We start from the raw sequence: 12790 nt of genomic DNA, 5'->3' as shown, positions 1-12790 counted from the left end.
GAGGTGGCGCTGGGCTCGTACTCACCGTGCAGAGGCATTGCGTGTGCTCCTGGTCGTTCTTCATGACACGGACCGTGGGGTTCGCGGGCGGGTATGGGTGGTGGGGTCCGCCTGGGGGTGTTTGCCGGTACCGCCAAGCGGCGGCTCAGGCCAGGGCCGCGCGGCCCGCGGTGAGGCTGCGGCCTGGGCGGCGACCCGCGCACCGAGGTGTTCAGCCGTGGCGATGCCGACTTCGTGCACCGTCTCGGTACCGCCGTCCTGCAGGGTTTGGGCACCCGCGCCGACCCAGAAGCCGAGCCGGGTCAGGTCGTATTCGCCGGCCTGGAGGGCGTTCCAGCCCGGAGCCAGTCCCAGGCCCACCCAGATCATGCGGTGCTGCGCCGCGAAGGCAGGTCGGCGACCCGAAGATCACGACGTCCGCCGCGTCGAGCTGCCGCCACTGCTCGTCGGTGATGGTGTCCACCGCGATGAGCGACACGTGCGCGCCGGTCTTCTCGGTGCCCCGCCGGACGGCCTCTGCGCGAACGGCAGCGTGACCGTACCCGGAGTGGGAGGCAGCGGCGACCTGAGTGCGCTGCAGAACAGACTGGGGCATTTAGGACTCCTTCGAGTAGGTCTCCAAAATAGACTACACATCCAATAGTGTCCATGTCTGGAAAAGGGGCAGCCACCTGCATCTGTATGCAGGTGCCTCCGTCAGCGGCCTGCAGATGTACCGGGACACCTTCCCCGAGGAGTGCTGAGGCGCCGTCCGGTGCATCGGCCTCGGCGCGGATGCCGTCGGCCCAATCGGCGCCGCCGGAAAGCAGGCGGGTGAACTCTGCCGGCCCCCGAGGCAACTGGCCCGCGCCAGGGCCGGTCGCCGACCGGCTCGAACAGGGGGTCCTGGCCGAGGGGAGAACCTGCGCAAGGAGGCAGCGGCACCCGGCGGCGGCTTGCCTTCTGGTCGGCCTGTGGCGTCGGGGTGGAGCCACTTCCGGAAGGTCTTGCCCAGCAGTGAAAGCCACCCACCCCGTCCGGCCACGCAGCCGCCCGACGACTCGCCCCGCACGGTCGTCCGCACCCTCGCCACCAGCTCGCCGAACTCAAGCCGCGGCACTCGCGACGAAGTCCAGGCCCTGCGGCAGGCACTCGAAGCCGCCCAGAGCGAGAACCTCGTTCGTGACCAGTTCTGCCGCAGCATCCACCTCGCCGCCGGGAAGACCCACGCGCGGCCTCGGCGATCGTGGACAGCCGATCCGTGAACGACACCGAAACCGTCTCCAAGGACACGCGGGGCTGGGACGGAGGCAAATTGATCAACGGACGCAAGAGGCGCCTGATCTGCGACAGCAAGGGCCAGATCCTGCTGGTCATGGTCACCGCGACGCCCAGGACTCCGTCGTGGCCGGGAGCTGCTGTTCCGCCTCGCCCTCATGCGTCCGGAGATCGCCATCGCCTGGGCCGACTCGGCCTACGGGAGGAACCAACTGGTGCCCTGGGTCATGAAGTACGTCGAGATCACCATGGAGACGTCCGCCGCACGCCAGCACGAAAGGCTTCATCGTGCTGCTTGGGTAGTGGAACGATCTTGGTCGTGGGTCATGAGGGCCAGCCGCCACCGCCTCGACCACGAACGCCTCGCCGAAATGAGCGAGTTCCTCACCACTTGGGCCGCCATCACCCTCATGAGCCGACGCCTCACCCGCCGCGAGGCCGCACCATCCATTCGGCGGGATGTCACCCCGCACTACCCGCAACAGCAAGCCGCATAGCGCTCATTGACAGGTCGGGGCCACAAACAGGCTCTTATCGGAGGCCGGCCGCGTCCAGCAGTGTGGTCGCGGTGGTGACCGCCAGGCCGTGCAGAGGCTGAGCCTGCACGACGGCCCGGACACTGGATCCGTCGAAGACGACAGTGAGCTGGCGCGCGAGCTGTTCCGGGTCCGGGACGTCGGCGCGCCGGGCCTCCTGGTGGAAGTAGTTGGTGAGCATGTCCTTGAAGCGTCGCGCCACCATGCTGGCCGGGTGCTCGGGGTCCTTGAGCTCGACTGCGGTAGCCACCAGCGGGCAGCCCCGGTAGGACGGTGAGCGCGACAGCGACTCCAACTGCTCGAAGATGTACAGGATGCGGGCGCGCGGCGGGCGGTCGTCCTCGCGCGGGTTCAGAGCCTCCCAGTAGGTCAGCGCCGCGCGTTCCAGGCTCGCGGCCAGGACCTCGTCCTTGCTGGTGAACAGCTGATACATCGACCGCTTGGATACTCCCGCCGCCCGGCACAGCGCCTCGACTCCCACATGGACGCCCTCCCGGTAGAAGAGCAGCGCTGCGGCCTCCAGCAGCCGCTCGCGAGGTGCGGCAGCCGCCGCGGGCGGCGCTGTCGTCGCGGCGGCGGTCGGGGCGGGGGAACTCACGTTCATGCCAGCCAGGGTACGTCGTCGACTTGCCCGTGGAAACCGATCGGTTTACGGTGACCTGAAACCGATCGGTTTCCAACGTTTGAGGAGAAGGCCCATGACCGCAATCGCAGGCTCGACCGTCCTGGTCACCGGGGGCAGCAGGGGCATCGGCAAGGCACTGGTCGAAGACCTGTACACGCGGGGCGCCAAGAAGGTGTACGCCACCGCCCGCGACCCGAGGACCGTCACCCACCCCGACGCCGTCGCGCTGGCCCTTGAGGTCACCGACCCGGCCTCGGTGGCCGCCGCCGCGGCGGCCGCGCCGGACGTCACGATCCTGATCAACAACGCGGGCGCGGCCGTCGCCGCCTCCTACTTGGCGTCGCCGATCGAGGACGTGCGCCGCGAGTTCGAGACCAACTTCTACGGACCGCTGCACACCACCAGGGCCTTTGTCCCGATCATCGAGGCCAACGGCGGCGGCCACCTGCTCAACGTGCACTCGGTTGTGTCCTGGATCGCCCTCGGCGGCTCCTACAGCGCGTCCAAGGCCGCGTTCTGGTCCCAGACCAACTCGCTGCGCCTGGACCTCAAGCCCCGCGGCATCAACGTCACCGGACTGCACGTCGGCTACGTCGACACCGACCTGGCCGCCCGCATCGACGCCCCCAAGTCTTCCCCTGCAAACGTCGCCGAGCTGGCCCTGGAGGGCGTCGAAACCGACGCTTATGAGGTGCTGGCCGACGAGGTGACCCGCCAGGTCAAGGCCGGCTTGTCCGGCGACCTCGGCGCGCTCTACCCGCAGCTTGCGCACTGATCACTCAGAGCCCGAGTCGGGCCGGGGCGGCGCCCACGCCGCGCCGTCCCCGATCCTGCGCGCAGATCCCGCCCCCCGAGTAGTCCCCTGGAGCCGTGACCACGATGACGATGACCGCCACACCTGCTGCGGCGACCGAGCCCGAGGGGCCGCACCCGGTCTGGCGCGTGCTCACCGAGCGCGCACAGGCCAACAGCCGGCCCGGCGCACGCGCCGACGGGCACCGCGTCGCACTGGCCATCGAGGGCGGCGGGATGCGCGGCATCATCGCCGGCGGGATGGCCCTGGCTCTGCACGAACTCGGCCTGACCAACGGCTTCGACGCCGTCTACGGCGCCTCCGCCGGCGCCGCGTCCGGAGCGTGGCTGCTGAGCAGCAGCCCGCAGTCGCTGCGCTTCTGGGCGGTCCCCAAGTACGCCAGAACGGCGATCCGGCACTCGAACCCTCTGCGCGGGCGGCCGCTCGTAGACCTGTACGCCTTCTACGAGGTGCTCTACCGCTACGGCGACCAGGACTTCGCGCCGATGGACTTCGCCTCGATCCTGGCCAGCGATATCGAGTACCACCCGCTGGCCACCGACGCCGCCACCGGGGAATCCACCGACCTGCGGCCCTTCATCGGCGACGCCGCGGAGTTGCGGCTGGCGCTGCGGGCCAGCGCCGCCCTGCCCCTGCTGGCGGGCGACCCCGTGATGCTGCGCGGCCGCCGGTTCTACGACGCGGGCGTCTCCGAATCCGTGCCCTACCGAACCGCGCTGGCCCAGGGCGCGACCCATGTCATGGTGCTGCGATCCCGGCGTGCGATCGACGCGGCGCGCCCCTCGCGCTCCGCCCCGGTCATCGCCAAGACTTTGCTGCGCCGTGAGCCCGCGGCCTTGCGCCGGGTGTTCCTCGACCGCGAAGCGCGCCTGGCCGAAGACGACGCCTACCTGGCCCACCACCCGACGATCGTCTCGATCCGCCCCGCCCCGGGCACACCGCCGGTCGGCCGCCTGGCTCGCCAGAGCGACCTCCTCGAAACCGCACTGGAAGCCGGGCGCGCCGCCGTCCACGAGGCCCACAGCCACCTGTACGACGCCCGAACACCCAGCGGCCACTGACTCCTGAGAGGACTTCGCCAGGTCGTGTATCGAAAGTGGACCTTGGGGGTGAGATGACCTTGGTTCGTGGCGCGGGGGAGATCTGACGGACGGGCAATGGGCCGTGCCGCAGCCGCTGCTGCCGGAGATCCGCGGCGAAAGCCCGTCCCGCAGGGGCAACAAGCATCTCAAACGCGCCTTTTTCCTCTCCGCGTTCGCGACCCTGACCGACTCCGCCTCCAGGGCCTACTGCGAGCGGAAGAAGGCCGATGGCAAACGTCACAAACAGACCCTGATGTGCCTCGTCCGCCGCCGGGCGGACGTGCTGTTCGCCATCCGCGACGGCGCCTTCTTCGAGCCATACCCGGCCCCCCAAGCCGCCTGAACCACAGCAAACCAACCGCCCCGCCCCCCTGACGAAACGGGTAGGGTCCTAGTGGCTATACATCGCGCGTATACATCATGTGTATAGTGCTGGGGCATGGTTACCGTAACCGCGTCCCGTTGCGACACCCCCGCCACCGTCCTCACCGCGACCGCGGCCTTCGGGCTGCTGCTCGGCTGGGCAACGTACGGCCTGCACGGGACGACACCCCTGTTGGAGCGGGCGACCAACTCGGTGTCCACCTGGATCATCTGGACTGCCGCGGCCGGTGCGCTGATCCGTGCCCGGCAACTCGCCGTCTGGGGCGGGGCGTTGATGATGCTCGCCACCTGCTGCGGCTACTACACGGCGTCCACGCTCGGGGGCACGTTCGGGGCCGGAGGGCTCGGAACCGCCGCCGTGTGGTCGGTGGCGGGGCTGGCCGGAGGGCCGCTGCTGGGGTGGGCCGGGTGGACGGTACGGCGCGGGCGGGGGGACGTGCGGGCAGTGGCCGGGGCGGTCATCGCGATGGTGGTGCTGGGGGAGGCGCTCTGGCTGGGTCTGGCGCTCCGCTACTGGGGAGAGGCGGTCGTCTTCCTGGCCGTCGGTGCGCTGCTCACCGCTCTCCTGACCGTCTACCTGGCGCGCGCCGGGGCGCACCGCTACTGGCTGTGTGCCGTGCTCGCTCCCGTGGGCGGCCTCGCCTTCTATCTCGCCGAGAAGGGCATCCTCGACGGCCTGCTCGGATCGGTATAACTCTGTCCGTCTCCTCACTCGATCGAATGTGTGGGTCGCAGCCACTCGTTGATGGCCGCTACAAGGACGGTCGCCTCGTAGCGGACCGCGAGCTTGTCGTACCTCGTGGCCACGGCGCGCTGCCTTTGAGGCGATTGATGCCGCACTCGACTGCGTGCCGTGCCTTGTAGTCCTCCGGATCGAACTTCTGCGGACGGCCGCCGCGGGAGCCGAGTTTCCTTCGATTGCGGGCCTGGTCGTCCTTGTCCGGGATGGTGCAGCGGATGCCACGTCTGCGCAGGTAGGCGTGGTTCTTGCGGGAGGCGTACGCCGTGTCGGCGCGCACACGCCTGGGCCGGGTGCGCGGTCTACCCGGTCCCAGCCGGGGCGCCCTGATGCGGCCCAGGACGACCTCGAACTACACCGACCAGGCGTCGGCCGAACAAGCGAACCTGAAACCCCGTCAACCCGCCCTGACCAGCTGATCAGCATCTCCCACACAACGGGGGAACCTCAATGTCGATACTTGGTCGTGGCGGGCCAGGTGCGCCGGCAGCTGTGAACGTGCGGGGAGGCCGCCGGGCGACGCAAGGATTCGTCAGGCTGGGTGTGCCGGCGGCAGGGTCCCAGCCAGTCCCAGGAGTGGTGCCTGGGGGTCAGTTGGCCTCGGGCTGGGTGTCGGCCGGGGGCGTTGCGGGGGTGGCGGGTTCCGGGGTGTCGGTGGCGGTGTAGTAGACGGAGGAGCCTTGCTTGGTGCGCTGGGCGTGGCTCTTGGCGACGAGATTTTCGAGGGTGGTGCGTACGACGGTGGTCTTGATGGCACGGTCGGGATGGGCCTGGCCGAGCGCGGTGGTGATTTCGGCTGCGGAGCGGGGTTCGCTCTGATCGGCGAGGTGGTGGCGGATGAGTTCGACGAGGGTGGGCTGGGTCGCCTTCGCGGCCGTCGCCTTGGCTGCGGCTGCGGGCTTCCTGGAGGCCGTCTTCGTGGCTGCCTGGCCGTCCTGAACAGCGGGGGCCTGCTTTGTCCTCACGTGCTTGCCGGCGCCGGGTTGCGTGCCGGGTTGCGTGTTGGTCTTCTGCCGCGGCACTGAGGGCGTTGCAGTCTCTTCGGGGGTGGGCTGCGTGGCGGTGTCCGCGGTGCCAAGTGCCTTTTGCATGTTGGTCAGCACGGTGTGGTCGTGTTGCAGGGCGTGCAGTTGTTCCTGCAGCGCTTCGATTTCCGCACCGATGCGTTCCTGCTCCTTGGCATTGCGCTCAAGGTCGCTGGCCACCTGGGCCGTGTACTGCGATGTCAGTTCGGTGGTGGGGGTCTGGGTGTCAGGCATGATGCTGGCCTTTCCTCGGTTCGTGGCCGCGGGCTGAAGGAACTTCAGAGCGGGCGCGCAGTGCTCGCGCTTGCGTTGATGGAGCCATGGTTGGGCCGACTGCTTTTGGTCGTCCCCGCGTAGAGATAGTACGGACAGGCGGAGTCAGTTGTTCCTCTCGTGCGGTCTTCCGCTCAGCCGCACTGTCATCCGTGGACTGCAATCAGTGCGATCGATGCTCACCAAGCCGTGGTGTGCTGGTGGGCAGGTGCCAGACGACTTCGTCGGTTTCCCGGTTGTGCTGCCAGGTGGTCAGTGTGTGTGATGTGGTCAGCCGGTCGAGGAGTTCGGCGGTCCGGTGGGGTGAGTGTCCACACAGGCGCGCGGCGTTTCGCACCGCGTCTCCTGCCGCGCTCTGGGCGTGAGCGAGTCGTGGTTCTACAAGCACCGCACCCGCCGGCCCACCCGGCGTGAGCTGCACAGACAGCATCTGATCGAAGCGGTGAAGGAGGAGTTCGACGCTTCCGGCGGCAGCTACGGCTCGCCGAAGATCTGGATCAGGCTGGTGAGGCAGGGCTGGCGGGTCTCGGTGAACGCCATCGCGAAGATCATGTCCGAGTTCGGCCTGGTCGCGCGGAGGTGTGCAGACGGCGGGGGCTGACCCGGCCGGGCAAACGGCCGGCCGCCCCGGACTTCGTGCGGCGGGACTTCACCGCCGAGGCACCCGACATGGTCTGGTGCGGAGACATGACGGAGATCGAGACCGGTGAGGGCAAGCTGTACCTGGCCACGGTCATCGACCTGTTCTCCCGCCTCCTGCTGGGCTATGCGATGGGCGCTCGCCACGACGCCGAACTGGTCGTCGCCGCCCTGCACATGGCCGCGGCTACCCACGGCGGGGACGTCCGCGGCGTCATCTCCACACCGACCGCGGCAGCGAGCCCGGACTCAACCGGTCGTCGCAACACCGGCTTCCTGGACCGATAGGAGATGCTCGTTCAGGGCTTCGGCGGGTGTCTTCCAACCGAGGGTTTTGCGGGGCCTGTTGTTGAGTGCGAGGGCAACGGCCTCGAGTTCGTCGGTATCCCATTGCGACAGGTCCGTGCCTTTGGGAAAGTACTGACGCAGCAGTCCGTTGGTGTTTTCGTTGGTGCCCCTTCAAGCGCCAGTGCAGTGTTCTCTACGGGCGCCTCGCCGGGAAGCTCCCGGGTCACCGACAAGTCCGAGGAAAGACAACGCGGTCGATCCGAGTACGGGTCAGGAAGCCGCGAGAGCATCCCGGCACCGGCATCCTGGCGTGTCCAAGCTCCTGATCATCCCTTGAGCGCACGGCGTGCGCACGGGTGAGACACGGGCGGCGTACCGGCCGACAGCGTTGGCAGGCGGGTCGTGGTCTGCTGTTGCGGGGACAAGCGTAATTGCAAGCTGTGCAGCCGTTGCTCTGGGACGGCGGTGAGGGCACGCATGCAATGCGCGGGCTGCCGAAGTTCGGATGGGCCGGTGCGGGCAGGGGCCTGCCGCCCTGTCCGCACCGGCCGGAGCAACCCCGCGGGGCGGCTGTCGCCGCCCCGCGCGGGCCGGTCTGCGGGGTGGAGCGTCAGTTGAGGGTGTCGGGGTCGGGGCCGGTGCGCAGGCCGCGGTCGAGCGCGGCGATCGCGGTCATCTCCTCGTCCGACAAGGTGAAGTCGAAGACGTCGATGTTCTCCTGGATCCGGGTGGGCGTGACCGACTTGGGGATGACGATGTTGCCCAGCTGCAGGTGCCAGCGCAGAACGACCTGGGCCGGGGACTTGCCGTGCCGGGCGGCGATGTCCGTCAGCGCGGGCTCCTTGAGTACCGCGCCCTGCGCGAGCGGGCTCCAGGCCTCGGTGGCGATACCGAGCTCGGCGTGCAGGGCACGCAGCTCGGCCTGCTGAAGGCCGGGGTGCAGCTCGATCTGGTTGACGGCCGGCACGAGCGAGGCGCCGTCCAGCAGCCGCCGCAGGTGGGCGGGCTGGAAGTTGGAGACGCCGGCGGTGCGGACCCGGCCGTCGGACACCAGCTTCTCGATGGCCTTCCAGGACTCCCGGTACAGATTGCGGGCCGGGGTGGGCCAGTGGATGAGGTAGAGGTCGATGTAGTCCAGGCCCAGCTTGTCGAGGCTGGCGTCGAACGCCTTGAGTGTGGCGTCGTAGCCCTGGTCGGCGTTCCACAGCTTGGTGGTGATGAACAGCTCGTCACGGGTGAGGTCGGAGTCGGCGAGTGCGTTGCCGACGCCGGTCTCGTTGCCGTAGATGGAGGCGGTGTCGATCGAGCGGTAGCCGGACTCGAGGGCCGCGGTCACCGCCGCGGTGGTCTCGGCGTCCGGGACCTGGAAGACACCGAAGCCGAGCTGTGGGATCTGGATGCCGTTGTTGAGCGTGACGGTGGGAACGGTGGGGGCCATGTGTGGTTCCTTGCTTTCAAAGAGATGGTGCTCGGCGGGCGCAAGACCGCGAAGGGGGAGTCAGCGGTCCCGCCCCGTACCCGGCGATTGGTCCAGTGGCGGTCGGCTCGTGGCCGGTGAATGGTCAGGCCAGGGAGGCGACGGCCGCGGTAGCGAAGGCATGGTCCTGCTCGGGGGCGCCGCCGCCGACACCGATGGCGCCGATCAGGCGGCCGTCGCGGTGGACGGGCAGGCCGCCGGCGATGAACAGCAGCGGCTTGTCGAGCGCGGTGGGCAGGCTGTGGAACGGCCCGTCGGGCTTGACCGCGTCGACCAGGTCGGCCGTGGGAGCGTTGAGCTGGAGAGCGGTGTAGGCCTTGCGGGTGCTGGTCTCACCAGAGATCAGGACAGCCTGGTCGTCGCGGCGGAAAGCCAGCAGGTGCCCGCCGGCATCCAGGACGGTGACGCTCACGGTGACTCCCGCGGCCTCGGCGGCTCGGCGGGCAGCGGCGAGGAGGACCTCCGCGTCCTGCGTGGTCAGCGGGGCGACGGCGGTGGTGGGGGTGCTCATGGCAGGTTCCTTCACCGTGGATGGAGTGGGTGCGACGGCGTGTCGCGGTCAGAGCCGGACGGCGGCCGACGCGTTCTCGTTCGCCGGAACCAGCGACGACGCGGCCCGCTGCGTGGTTGCGGCGGTCGAGGTAGGCGGCGAGGAAGGCGAGCAACAGGGCGGTGCCGGAGAGCAGGGCACCGACCCAGTTGGGTGCGGTGTAGCCCAGGCCTGCGGCGATGACGATGCCGCCGAGCCAGGCCGCTAGGGCGTTGCCGCCGCCCATTCCTCGTCCGTCATGTCCGGGGGATCCTGCACACCCGCTCCGGCCGGCCGCGTTCCCGTACACATAGGCGAGGCAATCGCACGACACGACGGACGAGTTGAACGATGCGGGCGCGAAGGCGTACAGCTGCGGCAACAGGGTCTCCTGGGCGGATCGGCCGGCTTCAACACCCCCGAGCTACCAAGAGGCCCTGTCCTCATGCGCCGACCGCCCCGAGATCATCCGATCCAGAACCCTGTTCGATCCCCAAGCTTGATGATCGGTATAAATGCGGCTTCTTACCCTGCCAGTGTTTTGTGGAGGGCGTCGAGGCCGTCGCGGTAGATCCCGGTGAACAGGGCGACGACTTCGTCCTCGCTTGCTCCTTGGGGGGTGAACCGTCCGGACCACTGCACCTCGGCGGTGTGCTTGTCGCCGGGCACTTCATGCACGCGCAGGGTGGAGATGTAACCGACGACGGGGAAGGGCGCTTCGAGGATGGCGTAGCTGTAGCGACGCTCTGTTTCGTTGAAATCCACGAGGCGTTCGACGATGACTTCTCCGTCCGGGTTGGCGAGCCGACGGACGCGGCCGCCCTCCACAGCAGTGCTCTCGGGGATGTAGGGGAGCCAGTCGGGCAGGGAATCGAAGCCGCCGATCAGCTGCCACACGCGCTCGGGGGAAGCCGGTACAACCCGGCTTACCGATGTCGATGCCATGATCTTCCTCCAAAACTCGTTGGTCTTCGGGAACGGTGGTCGCGTAAGAACTCAGGCATTGCCCGGGAGCGGCGCCTGGGGGCTGACCAGGCCGGCCGCGCGGAGTTCGGCCCAGAAGTCGGCCGGGACGTTCTCGCGCAGGGCGGAGAGGTCTTCGGCGATGCGGCTGGGCTTGGTGGCGCCGGGGATGACGGCGGCGGTGACCGGGTGGGCGAGGGCGAACTGCAGGGCTGCGGCCTTGATGCTCACGCCGTGCCGGTCGGCGATGTCCTTGATGCGCCGGACCTTTTCGATGATCTCCGGGGGTGCGTCCTGGTACTCGAAGTGGGTGCCGCCGGCCAGGATGCCGGAGCTGTAGGGGCCGCCGACGACCATGTCCACACCGTGCTCGGCGGCCATGGGCAGCAGCCGCTGGAGAGCATGTTCGTGGTCCAGCAGCGAGTAGCGGCCCGCGAGGAGGAACCCGTCGGGCTGCGGTTCGTCCAGGGCAAGGGTCAGCTCGATGGGCTCGGTGCGGTTGACGCCGAGGCCCCAGGCCTTGATGACGCCCTCGTCGCGCAGGCGGGACAGCACGCGGAAGGCTCCGGTGCGGGCCTCCTCGAACTTCTGCAGCCACAGGTCGCCGTGGAAGTCCTGGGCGACGTCGTGCACCCAGACGATGTCGAACCGGTCCACGCCCATCCGCTTCAGGCTGCCCTCGATCGAACGCTCGGTGGCCTCGGCGGTCCACTCGTGCACGATCTTGTTGGGGCTCCCGTGCTCGAACAGGCCGCCCTTCTCGCCAAAGTCACGAGAACCCGTCTCGAGCTCGTCCAGGATCACGCGCCCCACCTTCGTGGACAGGACGTACTGGTCCCGGTCCTTTCCGGCGAGAGCAGCCCCGAGACGTGTCTCGGACAGACCCGCGCCGTAGAACGGGGCCGTGTCGAAGTAGCGGATGCCCTGGTCCCACGCGGCCTGGACAGTCGCGGCGGCCTCGTCATCCGGGATGGCGCGGAACATGTTGCCCAAGGGCGCAGTCCCGAAACCAATACGGTCAGGAAGGAGAGATGTGATGGTCATGGCAGGTCCTTGTACAGAGGGGGAAACCGGATTTCCGGCCCTTCAGCCGGTCCGTCGTTCTTTCCTCTTCGACATTAGGATGGGCATATCAGACTGTCCAAGACTTCCTTGGGCACACTTGAGTCTTTTGAGGTCTTACGCATGCTTGACCTGCGGCAACTTCGCTATTTCATCGCCGTGGCCGAGACCGAACACGTCGGCCGCGCCGCCGAACAGCTCCACATCTCGCAGTCCCCGCTCAGCCGGCAGATCGCCCAGCTCGAGACGAAGCTCGGCCTCGCCCTGTTCGAGCGCACCCAGCAGCGCATCCGCCTGACCCGTGACGGCGCAGTGTTCTTGAGCGAGGCCAGAGCGCTCCTGCGCCACGCCGACCGCCTGGAGAACCTCGGCCGCCGACTGGGCCGCGGGGAAGAGGGAGGCCTGTGCATCGGCTACGCGCCCGACGCCATGCACACAGGTGTGCTTCCCGGTGCGCTGCGCCGCCTGCAGGAGGAGCGTCCCGGTATTCACGTCGCTCTGTATAACATGTCCGCCTCGGAGCAGTTCGAAGGGCTGCGCCAGCGCAGCCTTGACATCGCCCTGGTACGGGAACCACCAGACCGCGACGATCCTGCGCTGCGGGCAGCGCCCCTGCTGGAGGACCCCTTGCTGCTCGTCCTTCCGGCCGGCCATCCGCTGGCCGCACAGGACACGGTCACGGCTCAGGACCTGGACCGCCAGCCCTGGATCGCCATCGAGGAAGAGGGCGATCCAGGATGGCGGGACGCGTTCGTCGCTTCATGTGTTGCCTCAGGCTTTACCCCCGACATCCGGCTCGACGCTCCGGAGCCCCTGACAGCGCTGGGCCTTGTCGCCTCCGGCCTTGGCCTGGCGCTGGTACAGAAGAGCATGGTGCGAGGTGTGACGGATGCCGTGGTGGTACGTGAACTGCCCTGGCGCGAGGCGTCCGTTCACCTGTGGGCCGTCTGGCACCACATCGACCTGCGTCCGGTTGTCTCCTCGTTCCGCGAGACGGTGCTGTCGCACGAGCAGACGAGGAGCGAGGAACCGGTGTCCGCCTCTGCGACGTGAGGACGGCGACCTGTGCACGGCGGGTGCCTGTGCTGCTAGGCCGT

14 protein-coding genes and 4 pseudogenes are annotated in these 12790 nt (G+C 68.6%); 8 read left to right on the top strand and 10 right to left on the bottom strand.

The annotated features are described in order from the left end of the window. Nucleotides 1–60 precede the first annotated feature (60 nt). Nucleotides 61–369, bottom strand: a complete 309-nt coding sequence (locus ACX28W_RS40685; RefSeq protein WP_459005152.1) for a hypothetical protein — start codon at nt 367–369, stop codon at nt 61–63. 1046 nt (nt 370–1415) lie between these two features. Between ACX28W_RS40685 and ACX28W_RS40680 the strand changes: the two genes are divergently transcribed. After that, complete coding sequence (locus ACX28W_RS40680) at nt 1416–1754, top strand: hypothetical protein (protein WP_459005151.1); 339 nt, start codon at nt 1416–1418, stop codon at nt 1752–1754. A gap of 34 nt (nt 1755–1788) precedes the next feature. Here ACX28W_RS40680 and ACX28W_RS40675 read toward each other — a convergent pair whose 3' ends face one another. Further along, on the bottom strand, nt 1789–2397 hold the full coding sequence (locus tag ACX28W_RS40675; RefSeq protein WP_459005150.1) for a TetR/AcrR family transcriptional regulator: 609 nt from the start codon (nt 2395–2397) through the stop codon (nt 1789–1791). A 94-nt stretch (nt 2398–2491) separates the two neighbouring features. Between ACX28W_RS40675 and ACX28W_RS40670 the strand changes: the two genes are divergently transcribed. From ACX28W_RS40670 to ACX28W_RS40655, 4 genes and pseudogenes are all read left to right on the top strand, one after another. Next, a complete protein-coding gene (locus ACX28W_RS40670; RefSeq protein WP_459005149.1) occupies nt 2492–3193 on the top strand; it encodes an SDR family oxidoreductase in 702 nt (233 codons plus the stop codon). A 104-nt stretch (nt 3194–3297) separates the two neighbouring features. Then, nucleotides 3298–4293: a patatin-like phospholipase family protein gene (locus ACX28W_RS40665; protein ID WP_459005155.1), complete on the top strand. Its 996-nt coding sequence runs from the start codon at nt 3298–3300 to the stop codon at nt 4291–4293. A gap of 127 nt (nt 4294–4420) precedes the next feature. Then, nucleotides 4421–4657: pseudogene (locus tag ACX28W_RS40660) on the top strand (IS110 family transposase); the annotation flags it as partial. A gap of 96 nt (nt 4658–4753) precedes the next feature. Beyond that, complete coding sequence (locus ACX28W_RS40655; protein ID WP_459005148.1) at nt 4754–5392, top strand: DUF6518 family protein; 639 nt, start codon at nt 4754–4756, stop codon at nt 5390–5392. 14 nt (nt 5393–5406) lie between these two features. Here ACX28W_RS40655 and ACX28W_RS40650 read toward each other — a convergent pair. Together ACX28W_RS40650 and ACX28W_RS40645 are read right to left on the bottom strand one after the other, a co-directional pair. Next, nucleotides 5407–5789, bottom strand: a pseudogene (locus ACX28W_RS40650) (transposase); the annotation flags it as partial. A 238-nt stretch (nt 5790–6027) separates the two neighbouring features. Next, a complete protein-coding gene (locus ACX28W_RS40645) occupies nt 6028–6696 on the bottom strand; it encodes a hypothetical protein (RefSeq protein ID WP_459005147.1) in 669 nt (222 codons plus the stop codon). A 400-nt stretch (nt 6697–7096) separates the two neighbouring features. Between ACX28W_RS40645 and ACX28W_RS40640 the strand changes: the two genes are divergently transcribed. Both ACX28W_RS40640 and ACX28W_RS40635 read left to right on the top strand, forming a co-directional pair. Then, the gene (locus tag ACX28W_RS40640) at nt 7097–7336 is read left to right on the top strand and encodes a transposase (RefSeq protein WP_459005146.1); all 240 of its coding nucleotides are present in this window, start codon (nt 7097–7099) and stop codon (nt 7334–7336) included. Nucleotides 7337–7404: 68 nt separating this feature from the next. After that, nucleotides 7405–7662 carry a DDE-type integrase/transposase/recombinase gene (locus ACX28W_RS40635; protein WP_459005154.1) on the top strand — a complete coding sequence of 86 codons (258 nt, stop codon included), beginning with the start codon at nt 7405–7407 and terminating at the stop codon, nt 7660–7662. Here ACX28W_RS40635 and ACX28W_RS40630 read toward each other — a convergent pair. From ACX28W_RS40630 to ACX28W_RS40605, 6 genes and pseudogenes are all read right to left on the bottom strand, one after another. Continuing rightward, nucleotides 7624–7833, bottom strand: a pseudogene (locus ACX28W_RS40630) (transposase); the annotation flags it as partial. The gene ACX28W_RS40635 and the pseudogene ACX28W_RS40630 sit on opposite strands and share 39 nt — an antisense overlap. 439 nt (nt 7834–8272) lie before the next feature. Then, complete coding sequence (locus ACX28W_RS40625; RefSeq protein ID WP_459005145.1) at nt 8273–9100, bottom strand: aldo/keto reductase; 828 nt, start codon at nt 9098–9100, stop codon at nt 8273–8275. A 124-nt stretch (nt 9101–9224) separates the two neighbouring features. Continuing rightward, on the bottom strand, nt 9225–9650 hold the full coding sequence (locus tag ACX28W_RS40620; RefSeq protein WP_355501376.1) for a GlcG/HbpS family heme-binding protein: 426 nt from the start codon (nt 9648–9650) through the stop codon (nt 9225–9227). A gap of 91 nt (nt 9651–9741) precedes the next feature. Further along, nucleotides 9742–9906: pseudogene (locus ACX28W_RS40615) on the bottom strand (MFS transporter); the annotation flags it as partial. A gap of 287 nt (nt 9907–10193) precedes the next feature. Then, nucleotides 10194–10613: an SRPBCC family protein gene (locus ACX28W_RS40610; RefSeq protein WP_459005144.1), complete on the bottom strand. Its 420-nt coding sequence runs from the start codon at nt 10611–10613 to the stop codon at nt 10194–10196. A 51-nt stretch (nt 10614–10664) separates the two neighbouring features. Beyond that, nucleotides 10665–11675, bottom strand: coding sequence for an aldo/keto reductase (locus ACX28W_RS40605; RefSeq protein WP_459005143.1), 1011 nt, complete (start codon nt 11673–11675; stop codon nt 10665–10667). A 141-nt stretch (nt 11676–11816) separates the two neighbouring features. Between ACX28W_RS40605 and ACX28W_RS40600 the strand changes: the two genes are divergently transcribed. Further along, entirely contained in the window at nt 11817–12746 is a 930-nt protein-coding gene (locus ACX28W_RS40600; protein WP_459005153.1) for a LysR substrate-binding domain-containing protein, read from the top strand. Nucleotides 12747–12790 lie beyond the last annotated feature (44 nt).

The organism is Streptomyces sp. SD15, assembly GCF_054462255.1.
Note: the sequence above shows the minus strand (reverse complement) of the source record. Positions and strands in the feature narration are given on the sequence as shown.

What these genes read in the sequence shown, in the direction of transcription:
- ACX28W_RS40685 (WP_459005152.1), bottom strand. Translation starts at nt 369, where the DNA reads ATGATCTGGGTGGGCCTGGGACTGGCTCCGGGCTGGAACGCCCTCCAG.
- ACX28W_RS40680 (WP_459005151.1), top strand. Translation starts at nt 1,416, where the DNA reads ATGCGTCCGGAGATCGCCATCGCCTGGGCCGACTCGGCCTACGGGAGG.
- ACX28W_RS40675 (WP_459005150.1), bottom strand. Translation starts at nt 2,397, where the DNA reads ATGAACGTGAGTTCCCCCGCCCCGACCGCCGCCGCGACGACAGCGCCG.
- ACX28W_RS40670 (WP_459005149.1), top strand. Translation starts at nt 2,492, where the DNA reads ATGACCGCAATCGCAGGCTCGACCGTCCTGGTCACCGGGGGCAGCAGG.
- ACX28W_RS40665 (WP_459005155.1), top strand. Translation starts at nt 3,298, where the DNA reads ATGACGATGACCGCCACACCTGCTGCGGCGACCGAGCCCGAGGGGCCG.
- ACX28W_RS40655 (WP_459005148.1), top strand. Translation starts at nt 4,754, where the DNA reads ATGGTTACCGTAACCGCGTCCCGTTGCGACACCCCCGCCACCGTCCTC.
- ACX28W_RS40645 (WP_459005147.1), bottom strand. Translation starts at nt 6,696, where the DNA reads ATGCCTGACACCCAGACCCCCACCACCGAACTGACATCGCAGTACACG.
- ACX28W_RS40635 (WP_459005154.1), top strand. Translation starts at nt 7,405, where the DNA reads ATGGTCTGGTGCGGAGACATGACGGAGATCGAGACCGGTGAGGGCAAG.
- ACX28W_RS40625 (WP_459005145.1), bottom strand. Translation starts at nt 9,100, where the DNA reads ATGGCCCCCACCGTTCCCACCGTCACGCTCAACAACGGCATCCAGATC.
- ACX28W_RS40620 (WP_355501376.1), bottom strand. Translation starts at nt 9,650, where the DNA reads ATGAGCACCCCCACCACCGCCGTCGCCCCGCTGACCACGCAGGACGCG.
- ACX28W_RS40610 (WP_459005144.1), bottom strand. Translation starts at nt 10,613, where the DNA reads ATGGCATCGACATCGGTAAGCCGGGTTGTACCGGCTTCCCCCGAGCGC.
- ACX28W_RS40605 (WP_459005143.1), bottom strand. Translation starts at nt 11,675, where the DNA reads ATGACCATCACATCTCTCCTTCCTGACCGTATTGGTTTCGGGACTGCG.
- ACX28W_RS40600 (WP_459005153.1), top strand. Translation starts at nt 11,817, where the DNA reads ATGCTTGACCTGCGGCAACTTCGCTATTTCATCGCCGTGGCCGAGACC.